Source organism: Providencia sp. PROV040 (assembly GCF_032706145.1).
Taxonomy (GTDB): Bacteria; Pseudomonadota; Gammaproteobacteria; order Enterobacterales; family Enterobacteriaceae; genus Providencia; species Providencia hangzhouensis.
In genome coordinates this window covers 4,680,890-4,696,110 of record NZ_CP120530.1, presented here as the reverse complement: position 1 = coordinate 4,696,110, position 15,221 = coordinate 4,680,890, and the positions used below count along the sequence as shown (strand labels likewise).

Annotated in this window: 14 protein-coding genes; 9 read left to right on the top strand and 5 right to left on the bottom strand. The window is 39.1% G+C overall.

Annotated features, from left to right (window positions below; translation table 11 throughout):
* Positions 1-435 precede the first annotated feature (435 nt).
* Together cpxA and cpxR are read right to left on the bottom strand one after the other, a co-directional pair.
* The gene (gene cpxA / locus P3L40_RS21975) at positions 436-1,806 is read right to left on the bottom strand and encodes an envelope stress sensor histidine kinase CpxA (protein WP_004265222.1); all 1,371 of its coding nucleotides are present in this window, start codon (positions 1,804-1,806) and stop codon (positions 436-438) included.
* Complete coding sequence (gene cpxR, locus P3L40_RS21970) at positions 1,803-2,501, bottom strand: envelope stress response regulator transcription factor CpxR (protein ID WP_004265224.1); 699 nt, start codon at positions 2,499-2,501, stop codon at positions 1,803-1,805. Before cpxR ends, cpxA begins: the two co-directional genes overlap by 4 nt.
* 150 nt (positions 2,502-2,651) lie before the next feature.
* Here cpxR and P3L40_RS21965 point away from each other — a divergent pair, with 150 nt between their 5' ends.
* The 9 genes from P3L40_RS21965 (at position 2,652) to P3L40_RS21925 (ending at position 10,181) form a co-directional block, all read left to right on the top strand.
* Positions 2,652-3,221: a Spy/CpxP family protein refolding chaperone gene (locus P3L40_RS21965; protein ID WP_210852743.1), complete on the top strand. Its 570-nt coding sequence runs from the start codon at positions 2,652-2,654 to the stop codon at positions 3,219-3,221.
* A gap of 337 nt (positions 3,222-3,558) precedes the next feature.
* Complete coding sequence (locus tag P3L40_RS21960) at positions 3,559-3,780, top strand: type II toxin-antitoxin system RelE/ParE family toxin (protein WP_410482065.1); 222 nt, start codon at positions 3,559-3,561, stop codon at positions 3,778-3,780.
* Positions 3,777-4,061: an addiction module antidote protein gene (locus P3L40_RS21955; RefSeq protein WP_004265229.1), complete on the top strand. Its 285-nt coding sequence runs from the start codon at positions 3,777-3,779 to the stop codon at positions 4,059-4,061. Before P3L40_RS21960 ends, P3L40_RS21955 begins: the two co-directional genes overlap by 4 nt.
* A gap of 82 nt (positions 4,062-4,143) precedes the next feature.
* A complete protein-coding gene (locus tag P3L40_RS21950) occupies positions 4,144-4,725 on the top strand; it encodes a HutD family protein (protein WP_112308379.1) in 582 nt (193 codons plus the stop codon).
* 219 nt (positions 4,726-4,944) lie between these two features.
* Positions 4,945-5,697, top strand: a complete 753-nt coding sequence (locus P3L40_RS21945) for a M48 family metallopeptidase (RefSeq protein WP_004265231.1) — start codon at positions 4,945-4,947, stop codon at positions 5,695-5,697.
* 237 nt (positions 5,698-5,934) lie between these two features.
* Positions 5,935-6,576, top strand: a complete 642-nt coding sequence (locus tag P3L40_RS21940) for a lysophospholipid acyltransferase family protein (RefSeq protein ID WP_210852741.1) — start codon at positions 5,935-5,937, stop codon at positions 6,574-6,576.
* Positions 6,573-7,517, top strand: a complete 945-nt coding sequence (locus tag P3L40_RS21935; RefSeq protein ID WP_210852739.1) for a phosphatidate cytidylyltransferase — start codon at positions 6,573-6,575, stop codon at positions 7,515-7,517. The genes P3L40_RS21940 and P3L40_RS21935 overlap by 4 nt, the downstream gene beginning before the upstream one ends.
* 406 nt (positions 7,518-7,923) lie before the next feature.
* On the top strand, positions 7,924-8,901 hold the full coding sequence (gene pfkA, locus P3L40_RS21930) for a 6-phosphofructokinase (RefSeq protein WP_004265237.1): 978 nt from the start codon (positions 7,924-7,926) through the stop codon (positions 8,899-8,901).
* Positions 8,902-9,167: 266 nt separating this feature from the next.
* Positions 9,168-10,181: a sulfate ABC transporter substrate-binding protein gene (locus P3L40_RS21925; RefSeq protein WP_210852737.1), complete on the top strand. Its 1,014-nt coding sequence runs from the start codon at positions 9,168-9,170 to the stop codon at positions 10,179-10,181.
* Between the two features lie 342 nt (positions 10,182-10,523).
* On the opposite strand, the gene P3L40_RS21920 is transcribed toward P3L40_RS21925, so the two are convergent.
* The 3 genes from P3L40_RS21920 to P3L40_RS21910 all read right to left on the bottom strand — a co-directional run bounded on the left by P3L40_RS21920 (position 10,524) and on the right by P3L40_RS21910 (position 14,854).
* Positions 10,524-11,480 (bottom strand): OmpG family monomeric porin, encoded by a 957-nt coding sequence (locus P3L40_RS21920; protein ID WP_004265276.1) that lies wholly within the window; start codon positions 11,478-11,480, stop codon positions 10,524-10,526.
* A gap of 123 nt (positions 11,481-11,603) precedes the next feature.
* Complete coding sequence (locus tag P3L40_RS21915; RefSeq protein WP_004265278.1) at positions 11,604-13,484, bottom strand: glycoside hydrolase family 3 protein; 1,881 nt, start codon at positions 13,482-13,484, stop codon at positions 11,604-11,606.
* 425 nt (positions 13,485-13,909) lie between these two features.
* Positions 13,910-14,854 carry an OmpG family monomeric porin gene (locus P3L40_RS21910; protein ID WP_004265280.1) on the bottom strand — a complete coding sequence of 315 codons (945 nt, stop codon included), beginning with the start codon at positions 14,852-14,854 and terminating at the stop codon, positions 13,910-13,912.
* Positions 14,855-15,221 lie beyond the last annotated feature (367 nt).

The following is a 15,221-nucleotide window of genomic DNA, read 5'->3' as shown; positions in this document are numbered from 1 at the left end:
TGAACAGGTTAATAAATGAAAACCTATAAATAGAGTTAAAATATGATTATTATCCGCCACATTATAAGTATCTTAATTTGCATTGAGTTGGGCTTCTGTGCTTTCTATTAATTCAGCTATCACACTTTAACTAAGTAATAACAGAATATCAGATTAATATGTTAGGTATAGGAATTAGTAACATCTTAAGATGTAAAGCGATATACTTTTTACTAGGCTAGTACGTTGCTAATTTCAAAAATTCTTTTCTATTATTCTTTTTTTTGCGTGTGAAAAACAGCAAAATAGAGTTTTATATTGGTTAGGTATTTGGGAGTTGTTGTTTTTAGATGCAATATAGGACTATTCCCTATTAATAGGTATAAGTTGACTGAAAAAATAAACCCCCATATTGTGAATAAAATAAGGGGGTTTATTTGTATGAATAAAATTAATTTACCGGCCGTGTTCAGGTAGCCAGATTTGTAACCTTAAACCACCTAATGGGCTATCATCCGCCTTCACCCAACCTTTATGTTGTGTTATTGCGGTTTCAACAATTGCAAGACCTAAACCAGTCCCACCCGTCTCCCTGTCCCGAGCTTCATCCGTGCGGTAGAACGGACGGAAAATGTGCTCACGGTCAGCAGGGCTAACACCAGGGCCATCATCATCGACAGTGATTAAAATACCGTTATTTTCTTCTTTGAAATCAACGGCAATATGCGTGTGCGAATAGCGTAGTGCGTTACGCACAATATTTTCAAAAGCACTCCCGACAGCAGAAGGGTTGCAATATAGCGGCCAAGGTCCAGGGTTAGAAGTGACCTCGAGGGTTTTGTTCATTTGTTCGGCTTCAAAGCTAGCGTCATCTAAGATATCGCCCCAAAGTTCATCGGCTTTGATATTTTCACGCAAGATCTCGTTTTTGTGCTGGCTACGAGATAGCACCAGCAAATCGTTAATCATGCTATCTAGGCGATGGGTCTCGGTTTCGATGCGTTCTAACTCTTTACTTTCCCCATGGCGACGGCGCAATAAGGCTGTTGCTAACTGTAAACGTGTCAATGGAGTTCGTAATTCATGAGAAATATCAGAGATTAAGCGTTGCTGTGCGCTAACCATACCATCAAGGGCGCTGATCATCTGGTTAAAGCTATTCCCAGCAGACAAGAACTCTTGTGGGCCGGCTTCTAGCTCTGGGTGTGGCCGTAAATTTCCTTTCGCCACATCGTCGGCCGCCATTTTTAACTTACGGGCAGGGCGGGCAAGACTCCAAGATAGCCATAATAATAACGGAGCACTGATCAGCATTGTGGCAATCAGTAATAAGAAAGGCCTATCAAACAATAAGTTAATAAAGTCAGATTGCGGGCTGCTTGCTGGGCGAACTAAATATAGCTGGTAGTGGTCTTCCCCATCGCGAATGGAGAATGGCCCGAGGATTTCAGCTCGTCCATATTTTTTCTTTTTCGGGTGATCTGCGTTATCGGACTGGCCAATAAAGTTACGTATCACCTGCATTTCACTTGGCATAGCACCAATCACACGGCCTTCACTGGTGACGATAATCAACCGTTGGCCGGGAGGTGCCCATTTTTTGATGGCGTTAGAAATACGCCGCCACCAAAGTAGGTCATTCATCGGAGCTTGTGCGAGTTCGGCTTCAATATGCTGCTCAAGCATCTCCCCTTGGCGTTGTTCACTTTCCATAAGGACGGTGATTTGCCGAGAGTCGAGCTTGGGCACCATCAGCACTAGCATTAATACTAGTGCGAGGGTAAACCAGAAGATCGCAAAGATCCTTGCGGTTAAGCTGTTGATCATGTGGCAGAAACCATTAAGTATCCACGGCCACGTAAGGTTTTAAACCACGGCTGGCCATCAGTGCGTTCCGGAAGTTTGCGGCGTAAGTTTGAAATATGCATATCAATAGCACGGTCAAACGGTGTTAAGCGCTTCCCAAGTACTTCTTGGCTAAGGTGTTCACGAGAAACAACTTGGCCTAGGTGCTGTGCGAGCAGATATAACAACGTAAATTCGGTACCTGTTAAGTCCAAAATTTCATCATCAAAGCTGGCTTCTTGGCGGCCTGGGTTAAGTTGCAGTTTATCAACTTGTAAAACAGGGGTATTGCTATTGTCGCCTTGGGTTTGTTCGCTCCAGTTAGAACGGCGTAATAAAGCACGAATACGCGCGACTAGTTCACGGTCATTGAACGGTTTAGGTAGATAGTCGTCTGCACCTAATTCTAGGCCCAGAACTTTATCTAGCTCACTACCGCGAGCCGTTAACATGATTACGGGGGTCTGATGGATTTGGCGCAGTTCTTTTAATGTCTCAATACCATTTTTTTTCGGCATCATGACATCAAGTAGTAACAGGTCAATGGATGAGTCAATTTGCTGTAATGCCTGTTCACCATCATAGGCGATGACAACATTGAAACCTTCCATTTCCAGCAGTTCTTTTAATAGCGACGTGAGTTCACGGTCGTCATCAACTAATAGGATTTTATGCATTTTTTAAGTCCTCCAACTGCCAAAATACGATAACAATCTGTACGATTCCATGACTTTACGTTCTTTTACATGCTCTGACGCTAGTTTGCAGCCACAGGTGTATATTTGTTCACATTGAATCACGAGCACAGTTCGGAGACAAGGTGTCAAATGCTGAGAACAACACATAGCAAAGTACATAATACAGTACATAAAACCGCAATGTTAGTTTTAGCTTCTGCGTTTGTGTTCGGGCCAGCGGCTACTTTTGCAGAAGAGCCACAAAGTGCTGCAAATGAAAGTTCAACACCTTTGATGTTACAGATGCAGTCTGAGCCAACTACGCCGTCAGGTAATGCGGTTGTGCCCTTTCAACATCATGAGTTATTTAGCAGTGAAGAACGTGCCAGTACCTTTATGTTTAATGGTATCACGTTAAATGAAAAACAGCGCCAGCAATTACGCGATTTAATGGCAACACAGCGCCATTATCATGTTGATAACACTGCTTTAGTTAAAGAACGTGAAGCGCTGCACAAATTAATTATAGCGGATAGCTTTGATGACAAAGCGGTTCGTGAAGAACTTGAAAAACGAATGCAAAAAGAACTGGAACAACGTGTTGAAATGGCTCGAATTCACCATGAATTGTACCGGTTGTTAACGCCAGAGCAGAAAACTGAGCTTGAAAATATTCACCAACACAAAATGGCGGAATTTCAAGCGATGCAGTTTCAGTAAATTTAGTTGTTAGTACCTATAGTAATGCCTGTAGTAATGCAAGTTAGTTAGTTTCATATATTGAGTTCCATAGTAAGTAGTGAAGTAGCAGTAAGTGAAGTTTTTCCTTGCCATAGACACCATCCCTGTCTTTTATAGCCCCTGTTAGGGGCTTTTTTTTTGTTTCTAAACTAGTCCTTTATTCATGGCTGTTAACTATAGTTGACAACTAAACGAAGATTGCTAAGATAAAAACATAAAGACAAGGAGCAGTCTTATGATCACGGTTCTAACAACGGAATGTTTTGATAGTTGGATCAAAAATCTTAGAGATATTTGAGCTAAAACTAAAATTCTAATGAGAATTAGGCGGTTAAAAAATGGAAATTATGGTGATGTTCAACCCATTGGTGATGGCTTTTCGGAACTGAGGGTACATGAAGGACAAGGGTATCGTGTTTATCTAAAGCAGAAAAACAAGGTTATTGTAATTTTACTTTGTGGTGGGACAAAGGCAATGCAGCAGAAGGATATCCATAAAGCTAAACTCCTTTTTGGTGAAGTTGAGGGGGAACTATGAATACTAAATTAAAAGAATTTGATATCGCTGAGTATTTAAACAGTGAAGAAGAAATACAAATGTATCTAAACGAAATTCTAGAAGAAGGTGACCCTAGTCTAGTTCTCGCTGCACTTGGTGATATTGCGAAGGCAAGAAATATGAGCCAATTAGCTAAAGAAGTTGGAATGAGTCGTGAAGGTTTATATAAGGCGCTATCAGGACAGGGAAATCCAACATTTATGACGATTATAAAAATCGTTAATTCTCTCGGATTAAAGCTACAGTTTAAGAGTATCTAAAAAATAGCTTATCTATGATTAGGCTAGCCATTAGCTAAGCTCACTATAAAAATAACGTATCCACCAAAGTAGGGTTCACTTTATGACTCAGATATTAACGACGCAAGATTATCGCAATATGCCTTGGAAAAATGGCCAAGGGTCGACACTTGAATTGGCACGCAGTCATGGTGAAGGTTTAGATGATTTTGATTGGCGAGTGTCTATTGCAGATGTTAAAGCGGCGGGATCATTTTCGTTTTTCCAAAATCGACAACGTATTATTGGAGTATTGGAAGGGGAAGGATTTATTTTACATGTGGATAAGAACCCTGCGGTGACGTTAAAGCAAAAAGAGTTTTTTGCTTTTAATGGGGAAAGTGAGGTTTATGCGGAGCTTATCCAAGGTGCAATTCGTGATTTTAATGTCATCTATAATCCTGAAAAATATCAAGCCCGCTTACAATGGGTGAATACTGCGCTTATTAACTCTTGGGTCAGTGGAGCAAGTGAGATCTTAATTTTTAATATTACCCCTAATTTGGGGGTGACTATTAATTCAGATTGCTTTTATTTAAAACCATTCGAGACTCTACTAATCAAAGAAAATCGAGAGAATCTACAATTTACTATTGAGCAAAATACAGAAAATGATTTTTGCATTATTGAGTTATTTATTAAATAGTTAGAATTTTTTCACTCTAAATTTAAGTACTATTTGTATGAAGCTTATATAGTACTTATTATTGGAATAATATTCTGCCCATTTTGCAATTTTAGTCAAAACGTTATCAAATTCATATATTAGATAATTATGGCTTTATTCCTATTGTTATTTTTCGCAAAATTCATAGTCTTTAGCGTTGTTAAAAAATAATACCTATATACTAAAGGAAAATGTTCTATGAAGATGAAAGCGCTTGTGGCAGTTGCTGTTTCTGCTGTCATTTTAACGGGTTGTAAAAATTTAGACCAAGGGATGTTGACTAACTCAGGTATGCAATTATTCCAAGCGGCAACACTGAGTGATGCAGACGTTAAAAAATTCAGTGATGAATCATGTAAAGAAATGGATGCGCAAAACAAAATCGCACCAGCGTCTAGCAAATATGCAAAACGTTTAGATAAAATCGCAAAAGCATTGGGTAACGAAGTTGATGGTACCCCAGTAAACTATAAAGTTTATATGACTAGCGATGTAAATGCATGGGCGATGGCGAATGGTTGTGTACGTGTATACAGTGGCCTGATGGATGTGATGAATGACAATGAAGTCGAAGGTGTTTTAGGTCATGAAATGGGCCACGTTGCATTAGGTCATACACGTAAAGCTATGCAAGTTGCTTATGCAACGGTTGCTGCACGTACTGCTGCATCATCAGCGGGTGGCGTAGCAGAACAACTGAGCGCATCACAAGTTGCTGCACTAGGTGAAAAACTGATTAACTCACAGTTCTCTCAGCACCAAGAAAGTGAAGCTGATAACTTCTCTTACGATTTACTGAAAAAACGCGGTGTTAAAACTGAAGGTTTAGTTACTGGTTTTGAAAAATTAGCGAAAATGGGTAGCAGTGAAACAAGTATGTTTGATTCTCACCCACCATCAAGCGAGCGCGCACAAAACATCCGTGACCGTATTGCCGCTGACAAAAAATAATATTTAATTATTGATGTTAGTTGGATGTCGTTCTGGTGTAGTAATGTGATGATATATTGCTACACCAATCACTTATTCCCTGCTGTTTATCTCAATATTACTTTTCTTATATTATAAATCAGAACTTATCCCGTTGTACTCCTGTAACTGACTCTCTATCTTGTTAATTAAACGATATTCAGGTCTTTTCGTAATTTTGCAAATTTTCGTTTGATAAAACGTTAGCAAGGAAAAAAGATGGAAAAAGTGCAGAGAATTTCTCTTTTAGCTAAGGGAATGGGCATGCTGTTATCGGGAACCTGCCGTTTATTAACTGGCGTTCGCACTCGTTGGGTCGGGTGCCAACCTTCAATGGCTTCGCGTATTTATTATGCTAATCATTCCAGTCATCTTGATGGTTTGGTTATTTGGTCTGGGTTGCCGCCGTTAATGCGCCATTTTGTTCACCCTGTTGCCGCTAAAGATTATTGGGTTAAGACACCATTTCGGCGTTATTTAGTTAATAAGGTTTTTCGCACTGTATTAGTCGATAGAAAAGGCGATAAGCCCGCACAAAATAATACATTAGCTCCTTTAGAATCAGTATTAGAGTCAAAGCATTCATTAATATTTTTTCCTGAGGGTACGCGTGGAGATGGGGAAACGCTAAGTCAATTTAAAAGTGGGCTCTACCATCTCGCGAAAAAATACCCTGATGTTGAAGTTGTTCCAGTCTATTTGGAAAATTTAAATCGTGTATTACCGAAGGGGTCAAAGCTTGTTGTGCCTGTGATTTGCTCAGCTATCGTTGGTAAGCCTCTGGAGCCTATTATGGAGAATGAAAATAAAATCGACTTTTTGCAGCGAGCCAAAGAAGCACTTGAGGAGCTAATGCCATGAGTATTGGGGACAGGGAATTAGTATTATTGTTGTCAGGTGTGTTTGGGATACTAGTATTTGCTAGTGTTATTGGTGGTATTCTTGCATATCGTTATTCAGATGAAAAAAGTAACCCAACCATTGATAATTTGAATGCTCGTATCCGCGCATGGTGGGTTATGTGCATTATTTGTGTACTTGCTGTGGTGCTTGGCAATATAGGTGTCGTGATCTTATTCGCACTGATATCGTTCTTTGCACTAAGAGAATTTATTACCTTAACGCCAACACGGCGAAGTGACCACGAGGCATTATTTTGGTGCTTCTTTGTTTTTATTCCATTGCAATATGTATTGGTAGGTATTGAATGGTATGGGTTATTTTCAATTTTCGTACCTGTTTTTGTATTCCTTTTCTTGCCTACCCGTATTGCTTTAGCTGGAGATACCTTTCATTTTCTTGAACGCACTGCAAAAATTCAGTGGGGGATGTTGGTGGCTGTTTTCTGTTTAAGCCACGTCCCTGCGTTATTGATGTTGAATATTCAAGGCTATGAAGGCGAAAACGTAAAATTATTACTTTTCTTGATTATTGTGACGCAAATTTCAGATGTGTTGCAGTATGTTTTTGGCAAGTTAATGGGTAAGCGGCCTATTGTGCCTAAGTTGAGCCCAAATAAGACCATTGAAGGTTTTATTGGCGGAGTATTATCTTCAGTACTCATTGGTGTTTGTCTTTACTGGGTAACCCCGTTTAGCTGGTGGGTTGCGGGGCTGATGTCATTCGCTATTACCATTATGGGGTTTGTGGGTGGGTTATGTATGTCAGCAATTAAGCGTGATAGTGGTATTAAAGATTTTGGGGCGATTATTGAAGGGCATGGTGGGATGCTGGATCGTATTGACTCATTGTGTTTTGCTGCGCCTATTTTTTTCCATTTAACGCGTTATTACTATACATAATCCCATTTTATTTTCGTTTTTGTTCGTTAATCAAAAGAGCACCAAAATGGTGCTTTTCTTTTGTTTTATAGGTACAGCATCGAAGGAATTTAAGTGTTATCATTAATACTTAATTTTTATTTCAAACTAAGGTATGACTAGGGTAATACGCTGTATTTTGTACTCTAGGGCTTTTTTTACCTTGAAGGATTTACCTATTGGGGTGATCGGCTAGAATTATGTAAACTGGATCACAATAAAACATAAAAGCTTGATGGAAAGCAGATGCATAATTCACTCTTTGCCGTATTATGCTGTTAGGTGAATCAATTCAGCACTAGTCAGTCAGTGTAATTAGCGTTAAAAAGATTAACAGCGTAACGGTTTTATCGATTTGCAATTTTATGTTCATTAATCAGAGGTCATCATGGTCAAGCAGATTAAAAGAATTGGGGTTTTAACGAGTGGTGGTGACGCGCCAGGCATGAATGCCGCTATCCGCGGTGTGGTTCGTGCGGCACTAGGTGAAGGTTTAGAAGTCATGGGTATTTTTGACGGTTACCTTGGCTTATATGAAAACCGCATGAAGCAATTAGACCGGTATAGCGTGTCGGATATGATTAACCGTGGTGGTACCTTTTTAGGTTCAGCTCGTTTTCCACAATTCCGTGATGAAAAAGTGCGTGCAGTCGCATTTGATAATCTGAAGAAAAACCATATTGACGCATTAGTTGTCATCGGTGGTGATGGCTCTTATTTGGGGGCTAAAGCACTGACGGAAGCAGGGTTCCCATGTATTGGTCTACCTGGAACGATTGATAATGACGTTGCTGGCACAGACTATACCATCGGCTATTTTACTGCCCTCGAAACGGTTGTTGAGGCCATTGACCGCCTTCGTGATACTTCGACTTCCCATAAACGTATTTCGATTGTTGAAGTCATGGGGCGTTACTGTGGTGATTTAACATTATCTGCTGCGATTGCAGGGGGCTGTGAATTCTTAGTATTACCTGAGCAAGAAATGGCTTTTGACCGCGAAGAACTGTTATCTGAAATCAAGCGTGGCATTGAAAAAGGTAAACGCCATGCGATTGTCGCTATTACCGAACACGTTTGTGATGTGGGTGAGTTAGCGAAATATATAGAGCAAGAAACACATCATGAAACTCGCGCAACGGTTCTAGGCCATATCCAGCGTGGCGGATCTCCAGTTGCTTATGACCGCATTTTGGCATCACGCATGGGAGCCTATTCCATTCAACTTCTGTTAGAAGGCTATGGTGGGCGCTGTGTTGGTATCCAAAATGAAAAATTAGTTCATCATGACATTATTGATGCTGTTATGAATATGAAGCGCGTCTTTAAGAAGGATTGGTTTGATACGGCGAAGAAGCTGTACTAATTCTTCCTCTTCTTTTTCTTCGTCATATTTTGAGCTGTGACGTTGTTGGCAGCTCTCGGTTACTCGGGTCACATACTTATGTATGCACCCCGAGCTGCCGCCTAGTCACAACTCAAACTATTTAAAATAGGGCTATTTGTAAGTCTTTATCTTTTATTCTTTGTTCACATATTCCTCATTCTTATAAGTTTTTCTTTTTAATTATTTCCCGTAATTGATGCTATCTGTCAGCCTCTTCTTATCATAAATTTAATGAGGAAATGTGGATGACACGTTCATGGCAGGTAACAAAATCACAATTTACGACGGCATTGCTATTGCTGTTAGCAACAGGGGCTTGGGCGAAAAATGTTCAATTGTTGAATGTGTCTTATGATCCGACTCGTGAGTTTTATCAGCAATATAATCAGGAGTTCAGTGATTATTGGAAAAAGAAAACGGGCGATACCGTTACCGTTCGGCAATCTCATGGTGGCTCAGGTAAGCAAGCCATATCAGTGGTGAATGGATTAGAAGCCGATGTTGTTACCTTAGCTTTAGCTTATGATGTTGATGCTATAGCACAAAGTGGCCGTATAGATAAAAATTGGATAAAAAAGCTCCCCGATAATTCAGCTCCTTATACATCGACTATCGTCTTTCTCGTTCGTAAAGATAACCCGAAAAATATCAAAGATTGGGACGACTTAGTCCGCAAAGACGTTTCCGTGGTGACACCCAACCCGAAAACCTCCGGCGGAGCACGTTGGAATTACTTAGCAGCATGGGGCTATGCGTTAGATAAAAATCAGCAAGACCCTGAAAAAGCGAAACAATTCGTTAAACAGCTCTATAAAAATGTGGAAGTACTCGATTCGGGGGCTCGCGGCGCAACCAATAGTTTTGTTGAACGCGGTATAGGTGATGTATTAATTGCTTGGGAGAATGAGGCTTTACTCGCTATCAATGAGTTAGGGGAAAGTGGGCAGTTTGAGATAGTGACGCCAAGTATTTCGATTCTTGCTGAGCCAACTGTCGCTGTTGTTGATAAAACTGTCGATAAACGTGACCGCAGGGCAGTTGCCGAAGCTTACCTAGAGCACCTCTATTCAGTTGAAGGGCAGGAAATTGCAGCGAAAAACTACTATCGTCCACGAAATGTGGAAGTGGCTAAAAAATATCAGCAGCAGTTTCCTGAGCTTAAGTTACTGACGGTAGATGAAAGTTTCGGAGGGTGGCAAGCGGCACAAGCAACTCATTTTGCGAATGGGGGGGTGTTCGACGAAATCATCCAACGCTAATACTCTTCATATTTCGCACTGTAGCGTTGTTGGCTACGTTCGCTAACCCTAGTCACATACTGGTGTATGCTTCTAGGGTCTCGTTTGTTTGCCGCCTAAATACTCGTCATATTTCAATTTGTAGGGGTGTTGGCTGCACGCTCTCACCCTAGTCACATACTGGTGTATGCTCCTAGGGTCTCGTTTGTTTGCCGCCTACCTACAATTTGAACTATTTAGAGTATTATCTTAGGTGTAATAAATATTTTGAGTAATGATAGTTAAGGGCGGGTATAATAAAAACAGAATTAAAATGGGGTATTATTCCTAGCCTGTGAGGGGCAGACTAGGAATGAGGTTAATTTATTGCCACTGGTATTTGACACCTAACTGGCCAAGATAAAATGTTTGACGGTTGTTGCCACCTGAGGTGATACCTGCATTTTTTGGGTTTTCCCAAGTACTAGGTTCAACTGCGAAGCCGCCCCATAGTGTTAGTTTTGGTGTTAAGTTATAAAAAACTTGTGTCCCGACACGGTAGCCGTCTTTAACTTTCTGGGTAGTGCGTTTGTTACTATCGTAGTTATGTTCATTTAAATAATAACGAAAATAAGGCATTACGCTCCAGTCCTGATTTAACGTGATAGGAAAATAACCGCGAATTTGGTTTTGTTCCCATGTCTTATTAAAGTCTTTATCCCATGTCCAATCGGTGTATAGATAGACTTTGGCGGTTGCAGAGTCGTTGACCTTATAAACAAGTCCGTGTTCGGATTCCCACTCATAACTATTGGGGGCATGGAAATTATCGTAATGGTAAACCGCATCCCAAAAGTTAAATGCCCACTTATCATTGAAATTGTATGTCCCGCTAGGCATTAACCAAAACATAGTATTCGATGGCCGTGCCTGTGTGCCCGGTGCGGAGTCATTTGATTCCTTACGATAGGTGACATTCAAATTGAACTGACCAATATCGCTCGCATACATTTTCCGAGTAGCGCCAATTTGTGTACGATTACGAATAAAAGAATCTTTGGATGTTGAGAAATTGTGGTTGTAGCTTCTTAATGATTCCTTATGTTCCAGAAAAAAGCTCCATTTTGATTCAGGATTCGCTAAAAATAGTTGGCCAACCATCGTGGTTTTGTCGTAGACCTTACGACCGCTGGTATTATGGTGTCCTTCAAATTTTTCGAGTTCCATATAGACGTTGGAAGAAACGCGCCAGTAATCATTATTGACCTGATCAGCTGCGAAAACGGATGTTGTCAATCCTGTGAGAGTAACAAAAAGTAAACCATTCAGTGAAGTTTTCATTTTAACCCTTTAATTTTTATGTATATTTTGTTTTTTATGCCTTAGTTCAAGGCGTTAGTGTCTGGCCTTTATACCGTGGGGTATAAAGGCTAAATCATTGTTAATAATTAATAGGTTGTGTAATTAATTGATTGTGGAGTAGGTTTCACCATGACCATAAGGGAACAGCACTTTGTTACCTTGTGGGTTTTTAATATTAACGGGTAGCAACCCTTGAGGTGGGTTTAGCGGCTGGCCGTGAGTGTTAGCAAATAATGTCCGTAAACCGCTGCGAATATTGGTTTCTAACGAATTGCGGTTATTATTGGTGATATCAAATCCGGTAATACCATAGATGGCAATATTTGCGTTTACATCGTTTAGGTATGCAATGTCATAGGGGTTACGTGAAGAGATAACAACAATAGGGGTTTTAAGTTGGTTTGCAGCATCAATGATAAGCTGAGCATTCGTTGGCGTATCCTTTAAATTATAGGTCGTCAGTAATACTAAATCTTGGTTTTGAACCAGTTTTTTTGCTTCATCTTGAGTTAGCGTACTTTCATTCAATTTAACGACACTTTCGCCTGTAATAATAGCAACCCCCGTTTCCTGTGCGATATCATTTAACTGTTTTTGAATTAAGGTATTGCGTGGCTTTTCATCAGAAATAATGAAAATTCGATTTAGCGGTTTTAATTGATAGGGCAGCACATTCTCATTTTTAATTAATGTGATAGCCTGCTCAGAAACCATATTTTCAATATCTTTATGGCCTTTTGATGCGACGACTTGTTCTGCCTTCACTAAGTCTATTGGTTGTGCTGTAATTTCTTGCTGAAGCTTTTTCAGCACTACACGTTTTGCGGATTCATCAATACGTTTTTTCAGTTCTGGGTTTTTCTCTGCTTGTGTTTCTAAATAGCGGTACATGTTATCTAAACGAGAAACCGCTTGGGAGTCCCACATTTTAATTGGCATAAGAATAATATCTGAGCCAGCGAGTAACGAGGTTTCTACCGCCCAATTAATATCGAAGTTGTCAGCAATAGCCCCCATGTCCATGGCATCTGTCACTATCAAGCCATCATAGTTGAGCTCATCGCGTAAAATACCATGCAAAATAGGTTTGGAAAGCGTCGCTGGGGTGCCAACTTGTTTACCTGCAAGTGTGGTGATCTTATCGTCATCCAGTGCTGGTACAATGATATGTGCGGTCATGACGGCATCAGCACCATGAGATAACGCGTATTTGAATGGGACGAGTTCAGTGTCTCGCCATGTTTTCGCGTCGGAATTAACAACGGGTAAATCAACATGGGAGTCAGCAGAGACATTTCCATGACCCGGGAAATGTTTAAGTGACGTCAATAAATTATATTTATGAATGCCTTGAATATAGCTGGTGGCCAGAGTGCCAACTAAATTTTTATCATCTGAGTATGAGCGTACCCCAATCACTGGGTTATTTTGGTTGTTATTAACATCAACAACTGGGCCAAAATTGATATTAAAACCAAGACTGGATAGCTCATATCCGTGGATCATCCCTGTTAGCTCTGCAAGGGCTGGGTTACGTGCTGCGCCTAATGCCATATTTCCGGGCATTTCGGTGCCTACGCGTAAGCGGGTGACATAACCCCCTTCTTGGTCGGTGCCAATAAATAGTGGAAGGTTACTGCGGGAAGATTGAAGTTTATTAATTAACTCCACAGTTTGTGGTGTATCAATCAGATTTTCTCTAAATAGGATCACCGAACCGAGGTGGTACTGATTGATAACCTTAGAAACTTCATCATTCATAACGAGAAAAGGAGCGGGTTCTCCATGGCTGTCTTTATTCCAATATCTGAAATCTAACATGAAGAGCTGACCAATTTTCTCAGCCTCGGACATATTATTTACTATTTCTTGTGCAGACTTTTGTTTGTCTTGCCATAATTCATTCAATTGGGCTTGTGTTATTGGGTTCGCCATTGAAAATGCACTGAAAATACAAGCACTAAGTAAAGTGAATTTCTTCATTTTTCATTTTCCCTAAGTTATTTTTCAAAAAATAATAAGTGGCTGGATATATTTATGATGTGAGAGTGCTCACAGTTGATAGTATTCTCTCTTTCAGAGTAAGAGGAATAGAGTACAAATAGATAGAGAAGGGGGCTTTATTTATCTCATTGATATTAAATAGCAAATTATCAAGAATAATTAATTTTAACCTAGAATAATTTCAACTTGATATTATTTTGTTATGTGACGTAAGTATAAATTATAATTAAATGGTATTTAAATCGACGGTAGAGCGTAAAAAATTAATGTTTTCACTAATTATTTACTTTTTAATATATTTTATTCTTATATTTAAGTAGTTTTCTAATTTAAAATATATAAGCCATATGATATTTCACATGGCTTATTTTTTTAAGAGAAATAAGTTAGTTACAAACCAAAGGTTACCATTGGTATTTTACGCCAATTTTACTTAGGTATAGAGTTTGTTTATTATCATATCCTGACGTAATTCCATTCTTTTTAGGTGATTTCCATGTTGAAGGTTCATAGGCAAACTCACTCCATAAAGTCAGTGATGGGGTGACTTGGTATTCCACGAGAGAGCCAATGCGGAAGCCATTTTTAATTTCCTGTGTTAAATAATTATTTTTATCATAGGTATTTTCTTGTAAGAAATAACGTGCATAGGGGGTGATTTTCCAGTTGGGTTTAATGGTAATGGGTAGGTACGCACGAACTTGTGATTGTAAAAAGCGGGTACTGAAATGTTTATCCCATTGGTTATCAATATAAACAGTGAATTTTGCTTTTAATGCATCTGAATATTTATAGGTCACACCAAATTCGGTTTCTGCTTCATGACTGCTGTCATTGAAATAATTACTGTAATAAAAATAAGAGAGCCAAAAGTTAAAAGACCAATCATCATTGAAACGGTACTCGCCGGCAGGAGTTAAGCCATATAAACGATTCGAAGAACGTGCTTTGGTGTTGGGTTCGACATCGTTTGACTCTTTTCTGTAACGAAAACCAAGCTCTAAGTCTGATGTTGGGGTGTTAATCATTTTCTTGATAGCATCAATTTGCGTGCGATTTCTAATGTAAGAATCCCGTGAAGTCGTGAAGTTACGGCCATGATTCCTTAAAGATTCGCGGTGTTCAAGAGCAAAGCGCCAGGCAGATTGCGGGTTGAAAAGCTTTAGTTGCCCAACGGTGCTGATTTTATCGTAGACTTTATTATTAAATGAATCCCGTTGTCCTTGATATTCTTCTATTTCCAAATAGATATTGGTATTAACTCGCCAAGAGTCATTATTTAATTCAGAGAAACAAATTGTAGGGAATATAATTATGATGCTATAGATTAAACCAACTATATATTTCATATTTATCCTTCAGGGTGAGTTTTATTAGTGTTAATTATCTAGTTGAGCGATTAGAGAGATAAATGTGTATTAACTTTTATAGATTGTCTACCGTTATTATTTAATAGATGATGAATGGTATATATAAATTAAAAATCTAATAAGTTGCATCTTGTTGTTATTTTTGGGAGTTTTATTATTGTCGGTATAAAGGTGTATTTTTATTTATAACTTTATTTAAGATTTTTAATCATATGTTTATTTGTTAGTTTTAAATTTAATTAATAAATATTAATTAAATTTAAAACTAAGTGGTAATTGTATTATATGGTTGGTAATTATGAGAATAATAAAAATATTGATGTGATGCTTTTATTCAAGTTGGAAT

Bases quoted from the DNA above. Each gene is read 5' to 3' on its own strand.
- P3L40_RS21920 (WP_004265276.1), bottom strand. From the start codon at position 11,480: ATGAAAACTTCACTGAATGGTTTACTTTTTGTTACTCTCACAGGATTG.
- pfkA (WP_004265237.1), top strand. From the start codon at position 7,924: ATGGTCAAGCAGATTAAAAGAATTGGGGTTTTAACGAGTGGTGGTGAC.
- P3L40_RS21965 (WP_210852743.1), top strand. From the start codon at position 2,652: ATGCTGAGAACAACACATAGCAAAGTACATAATACAGTACATAAAACC.
- P3L40_RS21925 (WP_210852737.1), top strand. From the start codon at position 9,168: ATGACACGTTCATGGCAGGTAACAAAATCACAATTTACGACGGCATTG.
- P3L40_RS21955 (WP_004265229.1), top strand. From the start codon at position 3,777: ATGAATACTAAATTAAAAGAATTTGATATCGCTGAGTATTTAAACAGT.
- P3L40_RS21945 (WP_004265231.1), top strand. From the start codon at position 4,945: ATGAAGATGAAAGCGCTTGTGGCAGTTGCTGTTTCTGCTGTCATTTTA.
- P3L40_RS21960 (WP_410482065.1), top strand. From the start codon at position 3,559: ATGAGAATTAGGCGGTTAAAAAATGGAAATTATGGTGATGTTCAACCC.
- P3L40_RS21950 (WP_112308379.1), top strand. From the start codon at position 4,144: ATGACTCAGATATTAACGACGCAAGATTATCGCAATATGCCTTGGAAA.
- P3L40_RS21940 (WP_210852741.1), top strand. From the start codon at position 5,935: ATGGAAAAAGTGCAGAGAATTTCTCTTTTAGCTAAGGGAATGGGCATG.
- cpxR (WP_004265224.1), bottom strand. From the start codon at position 2,501: ATGCATAAAATCCTATTAGTTGATGACGACCGTGAACTCACGTCGCTA.
- P3L40_RS21915 (WP_004265278.1), bottom strand. From the start codon at position 13,484: ATGAAGAAATTCACTTTACTTAGTGCTTGTATTTTCAGTGCATTTTCA.
- P3L40_RS21935 (WP_210852739.1), top strand. From the start codon at position 6,573: ATGAGTATTGGGGACAGGGAATTAGTATTATTGTTGTCAGGTGTGTTT.
- cpxA (WP_004265222.1), bottom strand. From the start codon at position 1,806: ATGATCAACAGCTTAACCGCAAGGATCTTTGCGATCTTCTGGTTTACC.
- P3L40_RS21910 (WP_004265280.1), bottom strand. From the start codon at position 14,854: ATGAAATATATAGTTGGTTTAATCTATAGCATCATAATTATATTCCCT.